Source organism: Streptomyces sp. enrichment culture (assembly GCF_964272855.1).
GTDB lineage: Bacteria > Actinomycetota > Actinomycetes > Streptomycetales > Streptomycetaceae > Streptomyces.
In genome coordinates, this window is the sequence record NZ_OZ186847.1 from 8728972 (window position 1) to 8751599 (window position 22628).

19 protein-coding genes and 3 pseudogenes are annotated in these 22628 nt (G+C 69.8%); 10 read left to right on the plus strand and 12 right to left on the minus strand.

Annotated elements, in window-relative coordinates; all coding sequences use genetic code 11:
• Positions 1–284: 284 nt before the first annotated feature.
• Both ACSU6L_RS39200 and ACSU6L_RS39205 read right to left on the minus strand, forming a co-directional pair.
• On the minus strand, positions 285–659 hold the full coding sequence (locus ACSU6L_RS39200; RefSeq protein WP_437064416.1) for an amidohydrolase family protein: 375 nt from the start codon (positions 657–659) through the stop codon (positions 285–287).
• A 28-nt stretch (positions 660–687) separates the two neighbouring features.
• A complete protein-coding gene (locus ACSU6L_RS39205; RefSeq protein ID WP_437064417.1) occupies positions 688–3498 on the minus strand; it encodes an AAA family ATPase in 2811 nt (936 codons plus the stop codon).
• A 182-nt stretch (positions 3499–3680) separates the two neighbouring features.
• On the opposite strand from ACSU6L_RS39205, the gene ACSU6L_RS39210 reads away from it, so the two are divergent.
• The 3 genes from ACSU6L_RS39210 to ACSU6L_RS39220 all read left to right on the plus strand — a co-directional run bounded on the left by ACSU6L_RS39210 (position 3681) and on the right by ACSU6L_RS39220 (position 6389).
• On the plus strand, positions 3681–4295 hold the full coding sequence (locus ACSU6L_RS39210; RefSeq protein WP_437064418.1) for a TetR/AcrR family transcriptional regulator: 615 nt from the start codon (positions 3681–3683) through the stop codon (positions 4293–4295).
• A 329-nt stretch (positions 4296–4624) separates the two neighbouring features.
• Entirely contained in the window at positions 4625–5776 is a 1152-nt protein-coding gene (locus ACSU6L_RS39215) for a hypothetical protein (protein ID WP_437064419.1), read from the plus strand.
• Positions 5777–5849: 73 nt separating this feature from the next.
• Positions 5850–6389 (plus strand): hypothetical protein, encoded by a 540-nt coding sequence (locus ACSU6L_RS39220; protein ID WP_437064420.1) that lies wholly within the window; start codon positions 5850–5852, stop codon positions 6387–6389.
• A gap of 220 nt (positions 6390–6609) precedes the next feature.
• On the opposite strand, the pseudogene ACSU6L_RS39225 reads toward ACSU6L_RS39220, so the two are convergent.
• The 3 genes and pseudogenes from ACSU6L_RS39225 to ACSU6L_RS39235 form a co-directional block, all read right to left on the minus strand.
• Positions 6610–6780: pseudogene (locus ACSU6L_RS39225) on the minus strand (MBL fold metallo-hydrolase); the annotation flags it as partial.
• A gap of 56 nt (positions 6781–6836) precedes the next feature.
• A pseudogene (locus tag ACSU6L_RS39230) lies at positions 6837–6983 on the minus strand (aromatic compound degradation protein PaaI); the annotation flags it as partial.
• A gap of 1133 nt (positions 6984–8116) precedes the next feature.
• Entirely contained in the window at positions 8117–9586 is a 1470-nt protein-coding gene (locus tag ACSU6L_RS39235) for a carboxylesterase/lipase family protein (protein ID WP_437064421.1), read from the minus strand.
• A 154-nt stretch (positions 9587–9740) separates the two neighbouring features.
• Between ACSU6L_RS39235 and ACSU6L_RS39240 the strand changes: the two genes are divergently transcribed.
• Positions 9741–10718: an AraC family transcriptional regulator gene (locus ACSU6L_RS39240; RefSeq protein WP_437064422.1), complete on the plus strand. Its 978-nt coding sequence runs from the start codon at positions 9741–9743 to the stop codon at positions 10716–10718.
• Between the two features lie 366 nt (positions 10719–11084).
• Here the strand turns inward: ACSU6L_RS39240 and ACSU6L_RS39245 are convergent, their stop codons facing one another.
• The 3 genes from ACSU6L_RS39245 to ACSU6L_RS39255 form a co-directional block, all read right to left on the minus strand.
• Positions 11085–12023 (minus strand): MBL fold metallo-hydrolase, encoded by a 939-nt coding sequence (locus ACSU6L_RS39245; RefSeq protein WP_437064423.1) that lies wholly within the window; start codon positions 12021–12023, stop codon positions 11085–11087.
• A 612-nt stretch (positions 12024–12635) separates the two neighbouring features.
• Positions 12636–13151 carry an N-acetyltransferase family protein gene (locus tag ACSU6L_RS39250; protein WP_437064424.1) on the minus strand — a complete coding sequence of 172 codons (516 nt, stop codon included), beginning with the start codon at positions 13149–13151 and terminating at the stop codon, positions 12636–12638.
• A 632-nt stretch (positions 13152–13783) separates the two neighbouring features.
• Positions 13784–13939, minus strand: coding sequence for a hypothetical protein (locus tag ACSU6L_RS39255; protein WP_437064425.1), 156 nt, complete (start codon positions 13937–13939; stop codon positions 13784–13786).
• 325 nt (positions 13940–14264) lie between these two features.
• Here ACSU6L_RS39255 and ACSU6L_RS39260 point away from each other — a divergent pair, with 325 nt between their 5' ends.
• Positions 14265–14882, plus strand: coding sequence for a carboxymuconolactone decarboxylase family protein (locus tag ACSU6L_RS39260; RefSeq protein WP_437064426.1), 618 nt, complete (start codon positions 14265–14267; stop codon positions 14880–14882).
• Complete coding sequence (locus tag ACSU6L_RS39265) at positions 14875–15678, plus strand: SDR family NAD(P)-dependent oxidoreductase (protein ID WP_437064427.1); 804 nt, start codon at positions 14875–14877, stop codon at positions 15676–15678. The genes ACSU6L_RS39260 and ACSU6L_RS39265 overlap by 8 nt, the downstream gene beginning before the upstream one ends.
• 54 nt (positions 15679–15732) lie before the next feature.
• Here ACSU6L_RS39265 and ACSU6L_RS39270 read toward each other — a convergent pair whose 3' ends face one another.
• Positions 15733–16389, minus strand: a complete 657-nt coding sequence (locus tag ACSU6L_RS39270) for a TetR/AcrR family transcriptional regulator (protein ID WP_437064428.1) — start codon at positions 16387–16389, stop codon at positions 15733–15735.
• A gap of 825 nt (positions 16390–17214) precedes the next feature.
• Between ACSU6L_RS39270 and ACSU6L_RS39275 the strand changes: the two genes are divergently transcribed.
• Together ACSU6L_RS39275 and ACSU6L_RS39280 are read left to right on the plus strand one after the other, a co-directional pair.
• Positions 17215–17478 carry a hypothetical protein gene (locus ACSU6L_RS39275; protein ID WP_437064429.1) on the plus strand — a complete coding sequence of 88 codons (264 nt, stop codon included), beginning with the start codon at positions 17215–17217 and terminating at the stop codon, positions 17476–17478.
• A pseudogene (locus ACSU6L_RS39280) lies at positions 17435–18524 on the plus strand (IS630 family transposase). Before ACSU6L_RS39275 ends, ACSU6L_RS39280 begins: the two are co-directional and overlap by 44 nt.
• 24 nt (positions 18525–18548) lie before the next feature.
• Here the strand turns inward: ACSU6L_RS39280 and ACSU6L_RS39285 are convergent.
• A complete protein-coding gene (locus ACSU6L_RS39285) occupies positions 18549–18974 on the minus strand; it encodes a contact-dependent growth inhibition system immunity protein (protein WP_437064430.1) in 426 nt (141 codons plus the stop codon).
• 183 nt (positions 18975–19157) lie between these two features.
• Here ACSU6L_RS39285 and ACSU6L_RS39290 point away from each other — a divergent pair, with 183 nt between their 5' ends.
• A complete protein-coding gene (locus ACSU6L_RS39290) occupies positions 19158–19490 on the plus strand; it encodes a hypothetical protein (RefSeq protein WP_437064431.1) in 333 nt (110 codons plus the stop codon).
• Here the strand turns inward: ACSU6L_RS39290 and ACSU6L_RS39295 are convergent.
• On the minus strand, positions 19477–20298 hold the full coding sequence (locus ACSU6L_RS39295) for an SCO6745 family protein (RefSeq protein ID WP_437064432.1): 822 nt from the start codon (positions 20296–20298) through the stop codon (positions 19477–19479). The two genes, ACSU6L_RS39290 and ACSU6L_RS39295, sit on opposite strands and share 14 nt — an antisense overlap.
• Positions 20299–20344: 46 nt before the next feature.
• On the minus strand, positions 20345–21187 hold the full coding sequence (locus ACSU6L_RS39300) for an alpha/beta fold hydrolase (protein ID WP_437065216.1): 843 nt from the start codon (positions 21185–21187) through the stop codon (positions 20345–20347).
• A 238-nt stretch (positions 21188–21425) separates the two neighbouring features.
• Between ACSU6L_RS39300 and ACSU6L_RS39305 the strand changes: the two genes are divergently transcribed.
• Positions 21426–22625 carry an acetyl-CoA C-acyltransferase gene (locus ACSU6L_RS39305; protein ID WP_437064433.1) on the plus strand — a complete coding sequence of 400 codons (1200 nt, stop codon included), beginning with the start codon at positions 21426–21428 and terminating at the stop codon, positions 22623–22625.
• The last annotated feature ends 3 nt before the right edge of the window (positions 22626–22628 follow it).

Here is a 22628-nt window from a genome sequence, read left to right on the forward strand (position 1 = left end):
GTCGCCGAGCGTCTCAGGGTCGGCACCGCGCTGCTCCACCTGGGCGGCGTGCGCTTCCCCGTCACCGGCCCCGTCCGCTACACCATGACCGCCGCCGAGGCCGTGGAGCTGTGCCGCCTGCTGCACCCCCGTACCGCCATCCCCGTGCACTACGAGGGCTGGCAGCACTTCTGCGAGGGCCGCGACGTCGTCGAGCGTACGATCGCCGCCGCCCCCGCCGGCATCCGCGCCCTCTTCCGCTGGCTGCCGGCGGGAAAGGCGACCGATATCAGGCCTGAGCTGCCTCAACCGCCCGATGGGCAATGGCGTTCGAAGGCCACGCGTCCGTCGAGCACGGTGAGATCGACCTTCACCTCGGCGACGGCGCGCGGGTCCAGGCCCCGCAGCGGGCGATCCAGGGCGCACAGGTCGGCGAGCTCGCCCGGCTCGATCGTGCCCTTCCAGTCGTCGGCGAAGTCCTGCCTGGCGGGGTGGCCGTGTAGGCGCGCAGCCCGTCGGCGGGGGCGACGCGCTGCTCCGGTCCCGCCCTCGCCGCGCTCGCCGATCCGCCGGCGCACGCGGGTGATCCCGAGAAGGAGGGCGCGGCGAGCCTGGTGACCGCCGACGGGGTGATCGACCTGCCGGACGGGATCGCCCGAGCGTGACGTGGCCGGACGCACTCAGAACGAGATCGCCATCACCGCGCCGTCAACCGGCACTTTCAGGCCCGGTCGGGCCCGCAGGCGCCGGATCGGTCGCGAAACGGCGGATCAGGTCGGCACGCGAAGTGATGCTCAGACGCTCGAAGACACGCCGAAGGTGGTAGTCGACCGTGCGTGGGCTGAGGCACAGTCGGGCGGCGACCTCCTTGTTGGTCGCGCCTCTCGCGACGAGCCGGACGATCTGCCGTTGACGTGGTGTCAGCACTCCTGCCGGGTGGGCCGGGCCGGCGGACCCCGTGTCCGCGGCGTGCCCGTCGTCACCGGCGGCCCGCAGCTCCGCGCGTGTTCGGTCGAGCCAGAGCCGGGCCCGGTGTCTTCGGAACACCTCTGCCGCTTCGCGGAGACGGGCACGTGCGTCCGCGCGCCGGCGCTCGCGGTTGAGGTACTCGCCGTAGAGCAGGGCTGTGCGGGCTCGTTCCAGCTCACGATCACGGGGTGGGTGCAGGCGCAGGGCGAGCCGGAAGTGCTCCTCGGCCCGGTCCGCATCCAGGAGCGCACGGCATCGCGCCGCCAGCGCCGTCGGCCACCCTCGCCCGACCGCCTCGGCCCACCGTGTGAAAGCCTCCGCGGCCCGCTCTGCCCGAGGGCGGTGGCCGGCGCGCAGGGCGGCCTCCACATAGGTGGGCGCGGCCTCGAGCGCGATGCCCGGGTGGCCTTGCCCGGTTCTGATGAGCCGACGCAGCGTGGCCGCGGCTTCGTTCCAGTTCCCCGAGGAGAGTTCAACGTGGGCCAGGCCCCACAGGCCGAGGGCGGCGGCGAGCCCGCCGCCCGTCGCCGCGTCGCCGACGACGCGGTCCGCGTACCGCTCGCAGGTGTCGACGTCCCCGGCCAGCCCGGCAGCAAGCATCAGCATCCCCATCAGAACGCGGACGCAGTGGAGTTGGCCCGTTTCATGGGCCAGCCGCAGTGCCTCGGTGGCGGTGAGCGTCGCCGCCTCCGGCCCGTTCAGCCAGCATTCGGGATAGGCGAGGTACTGCATGGCGTACGCCATGGTGGGCGTGTCCCTCTCTCCGCGGGCCCGGGCCACCGCGCGGGTGGCCAGCGCACGGGCGCGTACGTCGTCGGCGACGAAGAGCGCGCCCTGGGACGCCCACACCAGGAGAACGGGGTCGTCCATCGACGTGGCGGCCGCCACGTGCTCGCGCAGCCGGGACACCGCCTCCGGAAGCCGGTCCTGGAAGGAGTCGGCGACCGCCCGGAGGATCCCGGCAGACCATCGGATCTCTGGCCGCACCGGTTCGGCGGAGGCGTCGAGTACGGCCGACGCGCGTTCGCCGGCCCGCACCAGCGACGCCGTGTCTCCCGCGTGCAGCCCGGTCTCCCCTGCGGCCACCAGTGCCTTGACGGCGAGCGAGGGGTCGGTGGCGGCGAGAGAGTCGGCGGCGCCCATCATCCTGTCGCAGGCATCGGGTGCCGCCGCGCAGTGCTGGGAGATCACGCCGTGCAGGTAGGCGATGTGTCCTCGTACGGACGTGGCATCCGCACCGACCAGGGTCTCCGCCCGCTCCAGCAGTCGCACGGCACGCCGCGGCCGCCCGGCGCGCCTGGTGACCTCGGCCGCGGCGAGCAAGCGGATTCCTCGGGGGGCTTCCTCGCCCGTCAGCTCGGCCGAACGGGACATCAGCGCCGCGGCGTGTGCATGCTCGCCGTCTCTGCGGGCCTGGACGGCCTGGCGCTCCAGCTCGTCGGCCAGACGGGCGTCGGTACCCGGCCGCAGGACGGCCTCGTGCCACCAACGGCGGCCGTCGTCGGCGTCGGCGAACGCTCGCGCCAGCACCGTGTGCGCCCAGTGCCGATCGGACAGATCCACCCCCTGGTAGATGGCCTCGCGAAGGTCGGCGCGGTGGAAGGCGACGGTGGCCCGGTCCACGGTGACCAGCTTCGCCGCCTCGGCGGGCCTCAGGGCCGCCGGCGTGATTCCCGCGTGGTCCGCCACGCGGAACAGGGACGGCAGATCCAGGCGCGGTTCGGCGGCGAGCAGCACCAGCAGTCGCCGGCAGTCGTCGGGAAGCCGACCGAACCGAGCGAGTTCGAGATGCGCAAGGCGCGGCCCCAGCGGCAGTGGATCAGGCAGCCGGCAGGGCTGGCTGAGCTGAGCGGGGTCCAGTGTCCGCAGCAGCTCCAGCAGGATGAGGGGGTTGCCGCCGGCCGTATGCACGAGCGCCTCGCGCACGGCCGGCGCCACCGGAGAGGGCTGGTACCGCGCGATGAGCCGCAGGCAGTCACGGTCGTTCATGCCCGCGAGATGGAGCACCGGCACGCCCGGCATGAACGTCGCGGCGTCGCCGTCCGCCGCGGCGAGGATCATCACGCGCTCGGTGCTGATCCTGCGGGCCACGAAGCCGAGCGCGTAGCGGGACTCGGCGTCGACCCACTGAAGGTCGTCGACACGGACCAGCACCGGACGCCTGCCGCCCGCGGCCGCCAGCAACTCCAGCAGCGCGCCCGGGACGCGTGACCGCTCCTCGGGCGGGGGGACCACGCCCCGAAGCAGCCGCTCAAGGATCTGCCGGCAGGGCGGCGGAAGTTGGGGAAGATCGCCGGCCAGTGGCCGGACCAGTCGCTGGACCGCGCCGTGGCTCAGTGTCCGCTCCGCCTGCACACCGTCGGCGCAGAGCGTCAGGACGTCCCGCTCCAGGTGCGTCGCGCAGCGGATCAACGCGGTCTTGCCGATCCCCGGATCCCCTGTCAGCAGCAGGGCCCCGCCGTTTCCCCTGCGGCAGGCTTCGAGCCTCGCCACAAGTTCTCGGCGCTCGCTCCGCCTGCCGACGATGGAGTGCTCGGCGCCGTACGTCATGAACGTACGCCTCCCGGCTCGGTGTCTCTGGCGGAGAATAATGATTATTCTCTCGCCGAGGCGCAACCGGCCGAGGGGTCATTGTCCGAATCACGTCTCCCGGCCCACGAGAGAGCGTCCGCCCGGCTCCCGCACACCCGCGGACCATGGGGATGGTGGCCCGGCCCGGTTACCCTGTGGCCGTGGCAGAGCCTGATTCCCTCACAAGTCCGTCGAGCACCGGGGTTCGCGAACGACTGATCGAGGCGGCAGTCCAGGAATTCGGTGAGCAGGGCTACGATCGCGCGCGGGTACAGGACATAGCCCGTCGTGCCGGGCTGTCCACCGGCGCCATCTACGGCAACTTCCGGAACAAGGCCGAGTTGCTCTCCGAGGCGGTCGACTACGGGCTTGCCGCCGCCGGGCGCAAACTCGGCCAGGCACTCCATCGCGGGGCAGGCCCCGTCGACGTGCTCCAGCTGATCGTCACGTATCACTCCGACGCACACCAGCGTTCCTGGGCACCGCTGGTCAGCGAGGCGCTCGCCGCGGCCAGGCGGGACGCCGAGGTCGCCCGCAAGGTCCACGCCGCCCTGCACAGGGCGGAGAATTCCTTGACGGAACTGGCCGAGCTGGCTCAGCAGGACGGATCCCTGGCCGCCGACGTCGACCCCGCGGTCTTTGCCCGCTTCGTGCTGTCGGTGTCCTTGGGGATGAACGTCCTCACCGCGCTCGACGTCAAGGACCCGGACCACGGCGCCTGGACCGCCTCCATGAACCGTCTGTTCGCCGGACTGGCGAGCGGACCCGCCGACTGATCACCTCCCTCGCGGGATCATGCCCCGCCCCGGCACCAACCCCCGTACGGCAGCGGGCCCGGGGGACCTTGGCCGCGGCGGGCCAGGGCAGTTGGCGGACGTCCCCGGCGGGGCCCTGGCGAATCGGCGAAGTCGCCGGTGTTGCACCGGTGAGTCCGGCCGAGGGCTCTCCGAACATGCAGGTCAGCGACATCGCAGCAGAATTCCCGAATTTCGGTGGCGTTCAGACCTGTTGACAGTGGAAAGCTCGCACGTCACTCTGCGGTCAGTCGCAGTGGGTGACATCGGCAACGCTCTCGATACCGCCCCGTCATCCGGGGAACCGAGACGTGGAAAAGCAGACGGTACAGGCTCTGGCACAGTTCCAAGTGATTGTCCGACCACTGTCGCCATGGTCTGCAATCGCAACGCCGATCGAAACTGCCGACCCCTCTTCCTGGCAATCTGGCACACGCGCGGTCCTCGCTCGCGTGCCGCCGCAAATCCGACGACTGGCCCTTCACAAGGAGGACATGGTGTCTCAGACAAGGCTGTCCCTCACCGCCGTCGCCACCGCTTTGGCAGCCGGCACGGCGCTGGCCGTCACCGCGCTTCCCCCGACCGTCGCAGCTGCGCAGGAGACCGCGCCGTCCGTGCGGCAGGCCGCCGGCGCACAGACGACGACCGTACTGTACGGGCCGTTCACCATTCCCGCCGCGGACGGACACGACCACGGGGAGACCGGCAACCGGCTCGAGCTGAACGTCCGAAAGCCGTGCGACGACTGCTTCGTCACGGGTTTCAAGCCCAATCTCGTGTACGCCGACGGGTCGAACGCCAACGTCAACACCGGACCCATGCTGCACCATGCGGTTTTCGGTAACCACTGGAAGCGCGACGTCGTATGCAATGGTCCGCAACGGATATTCGCCACCGGAAACGAGCGGGTGGAAAGTGCCCTGCCTGCCGGATATGGCATAAAGGTCCGCAAGGGTGAGCGATGGAACATGGTGTACGACCTCATGAACCACGCGCCTCAGAGCAAGGAGGTCTATATATCCATCACCTTCACCCATGAGCCTGCGACGGGTTCCGCGCTCAAGCCGGTCACGCCGATCTGGATGGATGCAGGCGGCTGTCTCGGCAGCGTGTACGACGCTCCCGAGGGCGTCAGCGAGAAAACCCGGCAGTGGCGGTCCACCATTTCCGGCAAGCTGGTGCACATGCGCGGGCACCTCCACCATTCGGGCCACTCGGTGTGGACCGAGAACCTCACGACCGGCGAACTCCTGTGCAGAATCGTGGCGGAAGAGGGCGGCAGTCCCGAGTTCATCGATCTCCATGGACACACCGAGATCTCCGACATGCCACCCTGCAGCGGAGACTCGCTCGGCAGAATCAACCGGGGTGACGTCCTGAAGATCACCAGCAGGTACGAGATCGAAGGGCACTCGCACGACGACGTCATGGGGATCATGGTCGGCTGGGTGGCCAAGGACTGAACGTGCCGCGGGGCGTGGCGGGGTGGGGCTTCGGTCCCCGCCTCGCCGCGTCGCCACCACAAGAGGTGATCTCATGGACCTCGGTCGATCGCGAGGGTCCGCTGCCCGGCGGGTGCTCTGGGCCGCCGACGTCCTCGTCTGTCTGGTCTGGGCGGGCAGCGTGTGGGTCGCCGTGCACGTGGAAGCCGGCCCCGCCGTACGGACGACGGCGCTGTTCGTGCACCTGGGGGCACTGGTCCTGGGGTTGGGCTCGGTGCTGACCATCGACTACTACGGCCTGCTGTGGCTGCGAGGCAAGCGGACCCTGTGCCAGGTTCTGGACTTCGCCGCACCGCTGCACGTGCTCGTGTGGGCAGGTCTGGCCGGCCTGGTGCTGAGCGGCGTCGTCCTCGGCCCCGATCCGGCCGTCGCCCTCACCCGGGTCAAACTGGCGCTGGTCCTGCTGATCGCGATCAACGGAGTGCACGCGCAGGCCCTGCACCGGACTCTGGAGAAACGGGGAGGCGAGGCAGCAACGCGGCAACTGCTGGTGCGCGGCGGCATCTCAGCGGCCCTCTCGCAAGTGGGATGGTGGGGAGCGGTCGGGATCGGCTTCCTGAACAGCCAGTCATGAAGGAGGAGCAGAACAACCACCGTTGCAGGACTGGGACGCCGCCCTCAACAGTGCCTCGAACAGGTTCTGCTGGACGGGTCCTCGTGGGCGGTGTCCGGGGTGCCACTGCACCGCGGTGAACCAGCCCAGGGCGCCCGGGGGTGTTCGAGTGCCTCGATGGCATCAAGCGGCTGCCCGTTGAAGTGACGCTCGCCTGAACCGCGTTTCCGGGGCGAGTCGATCAGGGAGTCGCGGTGGCCTCCGCGTCGTAGGTCGCCCACTGCCCCAGTGCGAACTCCCCGCCTCGCTTTCGGACTTCCACGGCGCCCGCCCCGCCGAAGTGGGCCGGGACGATCAATTCCCGGTCCTCGGCGGCCCGTTCGAGAATCCGGAGGCGGCTGGCCGCCGCCTGCACCGCGCGCCGATTCCGCGGGAGTCGCGCGATGAGGTGGAGTGACCCCAGGTCGCGGAGGCGGGCACTGGGAACAGCATGCAACTGCTGGTGGCGTGGGCCAGCAAGCAGGCCTTCGCGTCCACCAGCCGGGCCTCCGCCAGCGCGGTCTGCCGGCCCCTGTTGACCACTGTGCCGATGGCCCGCACCCGGCCGGTGTCCACCGCTCTCAGGGCCATACAGCCAAGCCTCGCTCTCGGCCGCGTTGGGGGCGCCCCCGCACCGAGTGCCAAGCGCGCGGAGATGCTGGTGGGCACGTCCGGATCTGGGACGACGTGCCGGAGCCGCCAGCCGAGATGCCGGCGGACCACGCCGAGGATCTGTCCCTGGACTCCCTGCGCACCGAGGCACCAGCCGCGCACGCGGTCGGCGCCCAAGACGGCCGGGTGGGCGCCCGGGCGAGCGCGCTGGCGGGGGCGCCGCTGGCGGTGGCCGACCGCAGCACCGGCGTCCGCCAGCACTGGCGGACGGCGCCGGGGGTGTGTTCACCAGCGGCGACGATCTCACGGACTTCCAGAAGCCTCAGGAACCGGCGGGCCCCGGCGCGGGCATCCCGATCAGGAAGCGACCCTGCAGACCCTCGACGAGGAGGCCGTGCACTTCGCCGCACGCCGGCGGTCGGCCGAGGCGCAGGAGGCGTTCGCGCGAGCCCTGGCCGGGAGAGGACAGGCCGCCCGTACCCGCGGACGCAGGGCGTGACGGAGCGTCATGCCCCCTCTGGGGATGCAACGGGGCAGGTACCGCTACGGTTTGCGCCGCCTGGCATGTGCGCAGCATGCCGGCGCGGCGGCCGGTGCGAGACGTCCTCGTGGCAGCGCCGGACCGGCCGCCGCAGCATGCTGAGCCATCTCCGCCGCGCGGCGTTGCGGCCGGGCGGCGAGGACATGAGCCAACGCCGCGTGCGCCATCTGCCTGCGATGTGGGCTCGTCTGGTTGAGGACGACCTGCCGCACCAGCCCGGGCTGAAGCGGTAACCCCTCGGTCGGTGCGGGGTCGCTACCTGCGCCCAGGCCAGGACCCTGTCCTCCACGGCCTCCTCGGGCGGCTCGCGCACCCGGGCGAGGGGTCGATCGGACACCTGGGCGACGAGCCGCAGGTCCAGGTGCGCACCGGCAACGGCGGCGCACTCGAACATCCCTCGAGCCTCCGTTCCCAACGCCGCCATGCGGACGCGCACGATGCTGGAGCCGGGTACCGGAACCCGCCGGCAGCTGGCGATCTCCGTGAGGAAGGCGGCGGACGCGAAACCGGCGGAGCGTGGACCTCACCGTGCACCGGCGGAGGTTCACCGAGGGTGTCAGGGTGCGACGACCGCAGCTGTCAGCGGCTCGATGTGCAGTGAGCGGGCGGAGCCATCGCTATCGCGGCCGCTCGGATCGCCGGTGGAAGCGAAGCGGACCCAGGCGGCGTGTACGGCCGCGGCCTCCTCGACGGGAGCCGGGCCGGGGCCCAGCAGCGCCTGGGGACCCGACAGGGAAGGAAGGTCCACGCGGTTGAAGACGAAGGGAAGTTCGATGCAGTGGCACGCCCCGAGCCATCCATCGAAGGCTGCCGACCGCCAGGAGAACTCGTAGCTGTAGGTCCGGGAGTCCGGACGCTGGGCGTGGGCGTGTGCCAGGCGTCGGCTGCCGGAGGCGAACAGGTGGTCCGTCATGATGGCGGTGCGCAGTTGCGCGGTGGAGGCCTGGGGGTGCTGCGCCCGGTAGGCGCGCAGCAGGCTGTGCGGTTCGGGATGGATGCGGGTGGCCAGTGTGAGTACGTCCTGGTCGGTGGTGGCGGCCAAGGCGCCGGTGGGCGCGAGGTAGAGGGCGGCCTCCTCGGTATTGGTGCCCACGAGCAGATCGATGCCGGCTGCGGCTCCGGCTGCCACGGCCTCGGCGGGCTGCTGCTCCAGCGTTCCGGCTGACAGGACGGGTGCGAAGGGCGTCAGTCCGAGCAGGGGGTCCGGCTGCTCCTCGGTGGTCAGGTCGATACCGGCGATGCCGGTGACGGCGGACAGAAGCCGTGTGTCGGGGATGTCGGAGAATGCCTCGGTGGTGGGGCGGACACCGAGTTCGCGGGCTACTGCGTGAGTGACTCGGGCCGCCTGTTCGGCGGTGTAGGCCCCCATGGCGTTGCCGCTCTGGCTGATCGCGCGGCGCAGCAGGCTGCCGGACACCGGATGCGCCAGGACCGCGGCGGTGACGGTGGCTCCGGCGGACTGGCCGAAGACGGTGACGTTGCCCGGATCTCCGCCGAATGCGGCGATGTTGTCCTGGATCCACGACAGTGCCGCGATGACGTCGAGGACACCGCGGTTGTCCGGCTGACCGGGGAGGTGGAGCCAACCGGGAGCACCGAGCCGGTAGTTGCAGTTCACAAGGACGACTCCGCTGTGGGCGAAGGTCGTGCCGTCGTACAGCGGAGCCCCCGCCGTTCCGGCGACGAAGCCGCCCCCGTGGACGAACAGCATCACCGGCAGGCCGGCGCGGCCCGGTTCGGGCGTCCAGACGTTCAGGGTCAGGTACTCCGGTGCCTCGATCCACCCGTCGCCCGACAGAGCCGTCAGATCCAGGCCGTTCACGCGACTGCTCGCCGGCGTCGGCGCGGTGGGGCCTCCGGTCGCCTCCCGAACACCGCTCCACGGCTCGGGCGGCGCAGGGGCGGCGAACCGCGAGCCTCCGGTGAGGGGCGCCGCGTAGGGAATGCCCCGGAAGGCATGGACGCCGTCGTGCTGCACGCCGCGGACCGTGCCCTGTGCTGTGGTGACCTGCCAGTGATGGCGCATGGGGGTGTCTCCTCGTAAGGCATCAGTGTCCCGGCCCGAACTCGCCGTCTGGCAGGCTCCCGCATCACTCTAGAGACCAAGCAGGTAGACGTCCTATGCTTGTAACGCGCGTTTATATACTCCTGCGTCTTACTTGAGCGGTAACATCCCGTCCATGGACGTGCTGAGCGATGTGATCACCTTGATGAGCACCGGACGACCGCTGACCGCACGGGACCGCAAGTGCGGCCCGTGGAGTGAGCGTCACGGTCCCTTTCCCGGCGCCGGCTTCCATGTCGTCCTGCGCGGCGGATGCTGGCTGCTCCCACTCGAGGGTGAGCCGATCGCTCTCGGCATGGGCGATGTCGTGCTGCTGCCCCGGGGAACGGAGCACGCCCTGGCCTACTCCCCGGACCTGCCCGTTTCCGACATCCCCCGAGCTCACCACGCCCCGCTGGAGGGCTCCTTCCCGGCCGACGGCCAGGTCGGGCCGCTCGCACGGACGGACGGCGTGTCGGCGGACCTGCTGTGCGGCGCCTACCAGCTTGACCAGGACCGCACCCATCCCCTCCTGGCCGAGATGCCTGACATCGTGCACCTGCCGGCCACCGTGGGCAGTCGGCCGGCGCTGCGCAGCGTCGTCGACCTGCTCGGCGCGGACCTGGAGCAGGCTCGCCCCGGGAGCAGTGCCGCTCTCACCGCGCTGCTCGACCTCCTCCTGATCTACATCATGCGTGCCTACACCGGGGACCATGCCGCCCGGCAGGGGGGCTGCGGCTGGCCGGCCGCACTGACAGACACGGGGATCGCGACCGCGCTGCACAGCATGCACCACGACCCGGCCAGGCGCTGGACGGTCCAGGAACTCGGCGCCCAGGCGGGGCTGTCGCGAGCGGCCTTCGCCCGCCGGTTCACCTCGCTGGTGGGGCAGCCGCCGCTTGCCTATCTGACGTGGTGGCGGCTGGCCACGGCGGCCCGCATGCTGCGCGAGAGTGAGGCGCCTCTGTCCGCGATCGCGGGGCGCGTCGGCTATGCGTCGCAGTTCGCCTTCGCCAACGCCTTCAAGCGTGAATACGGTCAGGCGCCCGGCAGTTACCGCAAGCGCTGGCGTGACGAACAGCAGCTGCGCGACTTTGAACAGGCCCTCGGCTGATGAAGCCAGGACACCGGCCCAGGCTCCCTGGAGCCGCCGAAGCGCCGACGGGTGAGACCTCGGCGGGTGACGGGCCGTAAGCCGTTCAGCGGGTGCGGCAGCTCATAGAGGCTGGCCCGCCCGGTGCAGCTTTCGGGCTCGCGACGGTGCGACGCGTCCGGACGGGACTGGCGCTGCTCGGGGGCCGGGCGTCGATGAGGCATGCGCGCTCCGCCACCGCTGTGGCAGCGCGCAGACCGGAGGGCGGTGGACCGGCGGGCCGATGGGGGAGCGCGTCCAGGACGAGGTGCACGCCGGCGCCCGACGACGCCGGCGTGCACGGGTTGCTCGTTCCGTGGTTGCTCTGCGGATGAGCGCTGGAGCGGCTCAGCCGACCGCGTTCGCCTCCGGGCCGAAGGCGGCCCATTCCTTGATCTCGAAGCGGCTGCCCGTGCGCCGCACCTCGGCGGCGCCCGAGCCCGGGAAGTGGGCGGGCAGCACAAGAGCGTTGTGGTCGGCCGCCCACTCCAGGACGCGGCGGCGGGTCGCGCCGGCCTCCTTCGGATCCTCGTCGAAGCAGGTGTGCAGGTCCGGGTCAAGGATCTGCACCGGGCTGTGCATCATGTCGCCGACGAAGACCGCCGAGTCGGTGCCCGACTGCAGAGTGACGACCGCTGAGCCGGGCGTATGGCCGGCCTGCACGTCCAGGCGCAGGTTCGCGTCGAGGACGTAGCTGTCCTCCCACAGCACCGCCTGGCCGGCCTGGTGGACCGGCGCGACGCTGTCCTCGAACATGTTCTGGTTGCCCAGATGGGCGGGCAGGCCGAACGCGACGGCCTTGCGGTCGGTGCCATTGATCGGGTTCCAGAACTCGAAGTCGGTTTTGTTGATCAGATACGTGGCGTTGGGGAAGGTCGGCACCCATTCCCGGTCGGCCAGCACCGTGTTCCACCCGACGTGGTCGGCGTGCACGTGCGTGTTGATGACGTGGTCCACGTCCTCCGGAAGCACTCCCACCCGGGCGAGGTCGTCCAGGAAGCCGGTGTCGAGCCTGCTGAGGATCGGAAGGTAGGGACGCTCCTTGTCATTGCCGGCGCCCGTGTCGACGAGGATGGTCTTCCCCTCGCTGCGCACCACCCACGTCTGTATGTGGGCGCGGTACAGCCCGGTCTCGGGGTCCCAGAAGTGAGGTGCCAGCCAGGACCGGTTCTCATCCCACAGCTCCGGCGTGCTGCCGGGAACGACTTCGAGGGCGGGAGCGATGTCTCCCTCCCATTCGACGACTCGGGTGATGCTCACATCGCCCAGCGTGATGCTCTGCGCCATAAATACTTCCCAGACAAGGTTGATGGAACGGCGGGCGACGCCTCGCCTGACGCTCAGATTAGGAGGATCAAGGAGACGCTCATATGCGTCAGGAGCGCTTCCCTATACTCCTGCGTCTCTTCTGACGCTCTTACGGAGAAAGAGCGGCGCTCGCGGCCGAGTTACGGGAAGCGAGGTGTACCAGCCGACGCCGTACCCGTAGGGATCCAACCCGGCCCGCCGTGGTATCCGACAGGTGCGCGAGGCGCCCGCGCGGGCGCCGATGTTCAGGGGGAACTGCTGGGCGAGTTGCTGTGAGCCGTCGCCTACCTGTTCTCCGGGTGCCGGGACTTCACCGAGCCCTACGTGCCGGTCTTGTCCGACACGCCGGCTCAGCGTAGACCCGCAGGCAGGGCGGGAAGGGCTGCGGGTATCGCGCGCCACTTGATGCCGTTGTTGACGAGGTGACGCACCCGCGTCGACCATCTGCCGGTGGCAGTAGCCCTCCTGGCGCCCGCGATTCGTGGCGCGGCGGTAGGCCCGGGAGTATGGGGCAGAGGCGGCGCGGGAGCGATGGGCTCTGCGTCGTGTGGGTGCCCCTGCCCCGTCGGTGCGGGCCGGCCGCAGGAGCCGCTACAGCGGGATGCGGAGGTCGAGCACGGGCCCGGTGGTGTCGGTCGGCGTCGCCTCCAGTTTCTCCAGGACGTGGAGCATCGGCTCGTTGCTCGCTGCCACCACGGCGGTCAGCGTGTGGTGTCCCTCGCGGCGGGCCACGCTGGCCGCGTGTTCGACCAGCGCGGTGCCGAGCCCCCTGGCCTGCCACGCGTCCTCGACCAGGATCGCGAGTTCGCCCACCCCTTGCTGATCGGTGCGCATGACGTTGGTCATGGCGATGATGTGGTCCGTACGGTCGGCGGGAGTGGTCACCAGGGTGGTGCCGCGCTCCGGGTTGGACAACTGGCGCCATTCGGCGGACGAGATCCCGGACTTCCCCGCGTGGTATCGCAGGGCTCGGCTGCCCAGCGAGCACCGGTGGTGCAGTTCCTGGACTGGTGCCAGGTCGACGGGGGTCGCCTCCCGGGTCCGGGTGGTGGTGCCGTCGGTCAGTGTGATCGGGTGTGCGGTCTCTCGACGGCCGGCGTCGGGCATGCGACGTTCTCCTAACATTGCGATCGTGACTGCTGCGCCGCGATCCCGGGATGCAAGTGCGGCCTTGCTACCGCAGAAGTTTTTTGCCGCCTCATCGTCGGCTCAAGGGGGTTTTGCGCCAGGTCGATCGCGCTCCGCGTTCATTGCATCACGGAGAGAAGTGAAGATGTGAAGGAGTTGTGTCCGTCGTTGCCGCGAATGTCAGCGTTGGATGCGTCGCAGCCAAAGGATTTTTACAGGGACAGCTGCCCCGCCCTCGCAAGCGGGACAGGCCGACGAACGTCCTCACTTTGCGTAAGTGACCAACTTCTTTGTGGGCACACCACTCGAGATCGTGCAGTCACTGACCGAGCTGATGCGGTTCCGGCTGGGAGGTGGCGGACGATCGTCCTCGCTCGGTTTGGCGGTGAGGAGTTCGGCCATGGTCGGTGGCGCTGAGAGTCGGTGGTGGCGTTTTGGTCGGGGGCCTGCCCACCGAGGCCCTGGACGAGAAGGCCGCCGGCGAGCTGACCGAGTCGTATCAGTCTTGTGTCCTACAAGGTCCGATGCCGACCGCGTACCGACAACTGTGGACGTTCAGTTGTACGCGGCTGGGGAGCCCCGGTGCCGTGTTGTCGCCCCGCGTTCGGCGATCACGGGGTGGATGCCCACCGTTGCCGGAGCAGTCTCCGGTACTTGTCGTGGTCGTAGCAGCGTTCGGCGAACAGCATGTCTGGCCGGCGTCCGGGGCGGCCGACGACACCGGCCGCTGCCGAGATCTTGTCCAACAGGGCCAGCTTGGGTGACATCGCCCTGCATGCCGTCGTCGAACCCGCGGGCGAAGGACGCCATCGCCGACCCGATGGCCGGGTACTTGGTCGAGGCTCCGATCATCGTGGCGTGGCGAGGCGGCCACCCTGCCCTCGCCGGGCCTTCGTGCACGGCGTCGGCTCGCTGCGGCGAGGCCTCACGGCGGGCCGGACCATGGGCGAGGAACGGCACGATGCGGGGTGGGCGGCGAGCGCCGTGCGGTACGACTGACCGAACACCGGTGGAAGGAAGGAGGTCGGTCATCTCGAACGCATTCACTTGCTAACCGTTCAGCCAGTCTCCTACGGTGAGCCCTCTCCGACGTTGGAGGCCGCCATGTCACAGCGCCACGAACCCGCCGGGCCGGCTCATCCGCGCCTGATGCCGCTCCCCGAAGAGCACTGGGACGCAATGACCCAGAAACTGCTGGCCATCGCACCTCGCGACCCTGGAGGCCGGGTTCCGAACATCTTCACCACGCTTGTCCGCCATCCCGACCTCTACCAGCACTTCATGCCCTTCGGAGGCGAATTGCTCCGTAGGGGCCGACTGCCGGAAAGGCTCCGGGAGTTGCTGATCCTGCGCACCTCCCGCAACACGGGCGCCCGGTACGAGTGGGGACGGCACCTTCCGCTGGCCAAGGCCGCGGGCGTCACGGAGGCGGACGTCGACCGCGTCGTCGAGGGTCCCCAGGCGCTGGGCTGGACGGAGCTCGAGAGGCACCTGGTCAGGGCGGCCGACGAGCTGAACAGCGATGCGAGGATGTCGGACGCCACCTGGAAGGTCCTGGCCGAGCACTTCGGCGACGCCGAACTGATCGAGATCGTCATGCTGGTCGGGCAGTACCACATGGTGGCCTTCTTCTTGAATACGGCCGGTGTGGAACTTGATCCCGGCTTCGACAGCCCGGGCTTCACAGAAGGGGACCGCAACCATGGATGAGGAGCGCCTCGAGCGAGCGGCCCGTCGCCTGGCCGGCCGTAAAGTACTGGTGGTCGGCGCGGGCACGCGCCCGGACGACGACCCGCGAGCACGCGTCGGCAACGGCCGGGCGATCGCCGTCCTCGCCGCCCGGGAAGGCGCCGACGTGGCCTGCGCCGACGTGTCCGGCCCGGCCGCCGCCGCGACTGCCGAACTGGTCGGTGAGGAAGGAACGTCGGGCATCACCGTGGTGGGTGACGCCACGGACGCCGAGCAGTCGGCCGCGATGGTCGCCGAGGCGGTCCGCGGTCTGGGAGGACTGGATGCGCTCGTGGTCAACGTGGGGGTGGGGCTCGGCAACGGGCTGGAGGGCTCGTCACCCGAAGAGTGGGACCAGGTGCTCTCCCTGAATCTGCGTGCGCCCTTTCTCGCCGCCAAGCACGGCCTGCCCGCGATGGCCGACTCGGGCGCCGTCGTCTTCATCGGGTCGCTCGCGGGACTGCGCGCCGCCACCAACTCGCCGGCCTACGACAGTTCCAAGGCCGGCCTGTTCGGGCTCACCCGCCATGTCGCCAAGGAGGGAGGGGCACGCCGAATTCGCGCCAACCTGGTCGTCCCCGGCCTGGTGGACACCCCGATGGGGCGGCAGGCCTCGGCCGGACGGCCATCCCGGACAGCGTCGTTCGAGCGCATCCCGCTGGGCCGCCAGGGCACTGCCTGGGAAGTCGCGGATGCCGTCACTTTCCTGCTCTCCGACCGCGCCTCCTACATCACGGGCCAGAGCCTGGTGGTGGACGGCGGACTCAGCGCCGTGTGACGCGCGCGCGAGCCGGTCGCCCGCCGCCGAACCCGGCCGCGGGCGACGCGGCACTCAGTCGCCGCGCGTCGACGTGAGCCCGAGCACCAGAGTCTCGTGTGCAGCCCGGGCGATGTCCGCCAGGCGGGTTCGGGCGGAGTCCAGTTGATACTGCAGGAGCACCCCGCGAGCGATGCTCTCCACCAGGAACGCCTGCGCGACCACGTCGACGTCAGGGCGGATGCTCCCATCCGCGACCCCTCGCCGGACGTCCTCCTCGACACCGGTCCGGACGAGACTGAGATGCTCGGCCATCACGCCCTTCATTCCGTCGGCGTCGCCCACCGCCTCCACGAGAAGCACCAGCAACGCCCGCGCCCGCACTCCGGGTTCCGGCTCCGCGAGGTGCGAGAAGAGCTGGTCGAGCTTGGCCAGCACGGCTTCCAGTCCGCTCATCCGGGCATACCCGGGCTGCGTGCGGAGCCGGTCGACGAAGGTTTCGCGGATATCGGCGACAACGGCTTCGACAAGCCCGGCCTTGGACGTGAAGTGGTAGTTGACCATGCCTCGGCTGACGCCGGCACGGTCGCCGACCTTCTTCACCGTCAGCCCTCGGTAACCCTCCTCCGCGAGGATCTCCAGCGCCGCGTGCAAGAGTCTGCGGCGCGAGGCCTCTCGCTGGTCGTCGCGCTTGGTCGGAGGGCGTCGGGCCGCCGCGGTGGGTTCACTCATCGGAACTGCAGTATGCCATTGAGGGGCCGGCCTCCCCGCCCCGTGACAGCCGCTCCGTACGGCCGTGCCCGCCTTGATTCGGCCATCTCCCTGCCGGTCGGTGGACACGGGAAGCCGTGAACGGAACGCTCGCTACAGACCCAGGAAACTTACCTGGGCCCGAAGCCCCGGCCGGCGCCCACCTCGTTCCTCATTCCGCGCTCCTCGTTCCTCGTACCAGTCGCGCATCGCGCACCAGCAGGAAGTCCTCCCAGCGGCCGAGTCCTGGCACGCCCGGATTCCTCGCCGAGAGGGGTTCAGCGCATGAAGTCACGGTCATCCCGGCGGCGCACACCGCCGTCCTCCTCCTCGCCACTGCGGCGCATCCCGCCGCCGCTGCCGCCGCTCCGCCTCAGTCGGGGCCGGGGGAGTTCACCGTGCACACCACGTCCGACGCCGTGGACGCCGACAGTCAGCCTGCGAACGGACACCCTCATGTCCGATGTGACGATCACAGGGGGAAGCACGAGGCAGCGGGAGCTGTCCTTCACCGACACCGATGGCGGCGGCATCGCAAACGGACGGCACCTGACGCTGCGTCGGGTCTCGAGGGCCGCGAACTCCGCCGGTTACGGAGGTGCGTCTTCAACGTTCCTGACTCCCACCTGGATCTCGTCGACAGCACGGTCAGCCCCAATGCTGCCGGAGAGGCCGGGGGTATCAGATTCGACGACAGCGGCACCATGACGAACTCGACGGTCGCCGACAACCGGGTGACGGGCCCCGGGGACCGCCCCGGCAGCCTCGGCGGTTACGGCGGAGGCATCGATCCGCGGTCTGGGAACCGTGCAGATCCTCAACTCGACCGTCACGGGGAACGGTTCCAGCGACGGCGGGGGCGGAATCCACATCGCGCCGGCCTGTCTGGAAAGCCTGCCCACGCCCATCCCGGACGTCGTCGATCTGCCGCTGGGGCGCATGACCCTGCGCAACCCCATCGTGGCGGGCAGTACCGTCGACGGCGCGGCCGCCGACTGCGAGAAGGCCTTCATGTCGTTGGTTGGGCATGAGTCGTCCGGGTCCGAAGATCCCGCCGTTGTCGGTGACTGATGCCCAGCGCGCGGTGCTGGAGGGCTGGGTGCGTCGCCGGACGACGGCCCAGGCTCTGGCACAGCGGTCGCGGATCGTGCTGGAGTGCGACGAGGGCCACTCGATCACGGAGGTGTCCCGCCGGCTGCGGATCACTCCGGACACGGTCCGCACCTGGCGGCGGCGTCTCCTTGAAGGCGGCCTGGACGGCTTATGTGACGACCCGCGGCCCGGCGTCCCGCGGAAGATCACCGATGCCGACGTCGAGCGAGTCATCGTCAAGACGCTCGAGGAGACACCGAAGAACGCGACCCACTGGTCGACCAGGTCGATGGCCGCGGTCACGGGCATGTCGCAGTCGACGGTCTCGCGGATCTGGCGGGCATTCGCCCTGGCTCCGCACCGGTCGCAGACGTTCAAGTTGTCCACCGACCCGTTGTTCATCGACAAGGTCCGTGACGTCGTCGGTCTCTATCTCGATCCGCCGGAGAAGGCTCTCGTTCTCTGCGTGGACGAGAAGTCGCAGATCCAAGCCCTGGACCGGTCCCAGCCTGTTCTACCGATGGTGCCCGGACTTCCCGAACGTCGCAGTCACGACTACGTCCGGGCCGGCACAACGACCCTCTTCGCCGCCCTCGAGGTCGCCACCGGCAAGGTGATCGGCTCCCTCCACTGCCGGCACCGGGCGGCGGAGTTCAAGAAGTTCCTCACGAAGCTCGACAAGGAAGTTCCCGAGGGCCTCGACGTCCACCTGATCCTGGACAACTACGCGACCCACAAGACGCCCGACATCAAGAAGTGGTTGCTGGCCCGTCCACGGTTCCACCTGCAATTCACGCCCATGAGCGCGTCCTGGCTGAACCTGGTCGAGCGGTGGTTCGCCGAGCTCGCAGAAGAAGCTCAAGCGCGGCGTCCACCGCTCCGTCCAGGCCCTCGAACGCGACATCCGCAGCTGGCTCGCCGACTGGAACAACCACCCCAGACCCTTCGTCTGGACGAAGACAGCCGACGAGATCCTCGACAAGGTCGCGGCCCACTGCCACCGATTCTCTGGTTCGGATCGTTAGCTCACTGCGGGTTCCTTCATCTGGTCAGCGAAGCGATTCAGTCCGGGCGACGAAGCGGGCGAGCTCCTCGGTGGCGTCGCGGGGCAGGCTGGCCGCCGCTGCCTCCGGCAGGGTCATGACCACGGTGCGCAACCGTATTGCGAGGTCCGGAAACAGGGCCCATGCCGACGGCGGAACGTTCACAGCGGCAAGCAACAGGTCACCCTCGTAGAAGTAGGCGTCAAGCATCGGCTCATCAAGCAGCAAGCGCACCGCGAGCGGAAGAACGTACGGCAGCGCCACCTGCTGAGAGACGAGGGTGCGCAGATCCGCCGGACCTAGTTCGCCCAGCGGAACGCCCCGCAACTCATGCACCTTGCGGACCAAGTGGGTCGCGTCAGAGGCAGGGGGCGTCCAGCGAGGTGGGTCCAGCGCATCGAGCGTACGGTCGAGGTGCAGCAGATGGTCCATGGTTCATTGTTGCCAGAACAGGCAGGAAATCTCTGACTCAGGTCACTAGGGCCCTTCGGATGGATCTCCGCGCCGACGCCGAACTCGCGCTCGGCCTCGGCCCGTCATCGACCGCCCGGCCGCCGTCGACGGGATCGACGAGTTCCTCGTCAACCTGCCTTTCGCCACTTCCTTCGCCCCAAGGTGGCCAACCTGCGCGGCCCCGACAGGACCATCCGCTTCCGCACGACCGACGGAGAGGACACCTGGCTCGTTCGCTTCCGGCCCGACGGCTTCGGACTGGACACGTCCCATCCGGCCTCGGACACCGCTGCCGTCCGGGGAACCACGGCCGACCTGCTCCTGCTCGTCCACGGCCGCCTTCCGTACCGCGCCGAGTCCCTGGCTCACGAGGGGGACGAGCACCTGCCGGCCCACTGGTTCGCCAACTCCGCCTTCCGAGGCCGTGCATGGCCGCCAGTTCCAGCGGATGAAGCACGAGGCGGAGGGGACAAGGGCCCGGTCAGCCGACCCTGAGGAGGCCGGCTTCGACGATGGCGCGGCCGAAGGGGCTCGCGAGTTCGGCGAGACGCTCGCAGTCGGCGTCACCCAGGGCGGCGTAGGCGGGAAGGGCCAGGTGGTCGGTGCGGTCCTCGATGTGCCGGCGCAGGGTCGCGCCTTCCGGGCTGAGGGAGTCTCCGTCGAGGAGCCCTTGCTTGCGCAGGCGCTCCTCGGCAGCGGCCCACTCCTCCTCGGGCCATGCGCGGCTGGCCTTGAGGAAGTCGACGGGAACCTCACCGGTGGCGGCGTGCAGAATCAGGGCCTCCAGGCCCCCGACGCCCTCGCTCAGCAGGCACGCGACATGGCCGTCTCCGCGGAACTCCCGGAGCAGTGTCTGGGCGTGCCACAGCTGCAGTACCGGCTCCTCCGGCCAGGGCAGTGCGGCATGCGCGGCGAACAGCGGGCGGCCCTGCGTGTGTTCGCGGGCCGCCTCGGCGGCCCGGCGGGTCAGTGCCAGCACCTCGTCCAAGTGGGGCAACTCGTGGATTCCCGCCCGTCGCAGGGCGTCGCCCGCCGCGGCATACCGCGCGTCCAACACCTGCTGCGGGGTCGTGGTGTCCCAGGCCCCGTCGACCGCCTTCCGTACGAAGTCGGGGTTGAAGTTGTAGAAGGTCGAGATGACCAGCTCGGCGGATGCCGGCCCGAACGCGGCGCTCCGGGAGGTGAAGTACCCGGCGCGTCCGCTCAGGCCGAGGTCCGCGTACCGTCGCCTCGCCTCGGGGGCGAAGTAGATCATGGCGTGGACGGGCTCGAGGCGGCGCCAGGCCGCGCGCGCAGTCTCCATGGGATTACCTTTTCTGAGAGTCGACGACAGGGTTGTCGCTGCGGGTTCAGTGCTTCCCGTGCGCTCGGAGATGGTCGAGCAGCAGGCGGCTCAGCGTCTCGGGCGCCTCCTCGGGGATCCAGTGGCTGACGCCCTGGAGTGTCTCGAGCCGGTACGGCCCGTTCACCCATCGCTCGGTCTCCTGCGCGGCTGCCGGGCCGAACGCGCTGTCGTCCGTGCTCCAGACGTACAAAGTGGGCACGTCGATGATCCCGATCGCGCGTTCGGGGCGGCCGGCCCTGTACCAGTTCAGCGCAGCGGTGAGAGCGCCCGGCTGGGACAGGTGGCGCACGTAGGCGTCCGCACTGTCTTGCGGCACCTTCCCGGCGTAGAAATCGCGAAGCTCTCGGGCGTCGTCGGCGAGCATGCGCTCCTCGGTCGCGGGCGTCTGGCGCCAGTCGATCATGTAGTGGGAGCGTCCGCGCTGATCCTGGTCGGTGCGCAGGGCGGTGGCCAGAGCGCCGGGGTGCGGGGTCGAGACAACCGTCAGGGTGCGTACGCGGCCGGGGTGGGCGTCCGCGGTCCACCAGGCCACCGCGCCTCCCCAGTCGTGGCCGACCAGGTCGAACGTCGCCCAGCCCAGTTCCTCCGTGATCGCGACCACGTCGTCGACGAGAAGGCTGATGCCATAGTGCTCGGGCCGCTGTGGGCGGGCGCCGGGGGAGTACCCACGCTGGTCGGGTGCCACCACCCGGTAGCCGTGTGCGGCCAACGCCTCGATCTGCCGCCGCCACACCAGCCCGGTCTGCGGGAAGCCGTGCAAGAGCAGTACCGGGCGGCCCTCGGGCGGACCCGCCGCGATCGCGTCGAATACGCCCGCACCCGTGGAGATGCTCAGCTGAGTCACGATCGATCCCTTCGTACCGACTGGTCGGTACCTTCCAGGGGGGAGAGTGGACTGTCAAGGGGTCGGTCGTGGTTGTACTTGACGTCGGATTCAACTATAACCAGTCGGAAGGCCGACCCCTGTCACCCCAGTTGGCGTTCGGCAGCGCTTACCGGCAATCGAGCCCGGCTCACGGAGCTCGGAGTCAGGCCCAGTCCCCGCAGCCCGGACGAACCGGACCAACAGCAAACAGTGAGGCGACATGAGGGAAGCAGTCATCGTTTCGACGGCACGGACGCCGATCGGAAAGGCGTACCGCGGCGCGTTCAACGACACCCAGGCGCAGGAACTCGCAGCCCATGCCCTTTCGCACGCAGTGCAGCGCGCCGGGCTCGAGGGCGGCGAGGTCGAGGACGTCATTTTCGGCTGTGCCGTGCAGCAGGGATCCTCCGGCGTCAATGTCGCGCGACAGGCCGTTCTGCGTGCCGGACTTCCGGACACCGTGCCGGGGATGTCGATCGACCGGCAGTGTTCGTCGGGCCTCATGGCGATCGCGACGGCCGCCAAGCAGATCGTCGGCGACGGTATGCAGATCGCTGTCGGCGGCGGTGTCGAGTCGATCTCCCTCGTGCAGAACGACCACATGAACACCCACCGCATGGCGGATCCCTGGCTGGTCGAGCACAAGCCGAGCATCTACATGCCGATGCTGCACACCGCGGAGATCGTCGCCGAGCGCTACGGCGTGAGCCGTGAACGCCAGGACGAGTTCGCGCTGCTGTCGCAGCAGCGCACCGCGGCGGCGCAGGAGGCTGGCCGGTTCGACCAGGAGATCGTCGCGCTTCCCAGCGTCAAGAAGGTCTTGGACAAGGAGTCCGGGGAGGTGCGGGACGAGGAGGTGACCCTGGCCCGGGACGAGGGCAACCGCGCGTCGACGACGCTGGAGGGCCTGGCCGGGTTGCGGCCGGTGCTGCCCGACGGTCAGGTGAGCGCGCGTTCCACCGTCACGGCCGGCAACTCCTCGCAGCTCTCGGACGGGGCCTCGGCGTCGGTGCTGATGGAGTCGAAGGAGGCCGAGCGCCGCGGACTGGAACCGCTGGGGGTCTACCGGGGCATGGCCGTCGCCGGCTGCGGGCCGGACGAGATGGGCATCGGGCCGGTCTTCGCCATTCCGAAGCTGCTGAAGCAGCACCACCTCACCATCGACGACATCGGCCTGTGGGAGCTCAACGAGGCGTTCGCCTCCCAGGCGCTGTACTGCCGGGACGAACTGCACATCGACCCGGAGCGGTTCAACGTCGACGGCGGCGCCATCTCCGTCGGTCATCCGTACGGGATGACCGGCGCCCGGCTGGTCGGGCATGCCCTCATCGAGGCCAAGCGCCGGGGCGTTCGGTATGTGGTGATCTCCATGTGCGTCGGCGGCGGCATGGGCGCGGCCGGGCTGTTCGAGGCTGTCTGAGGT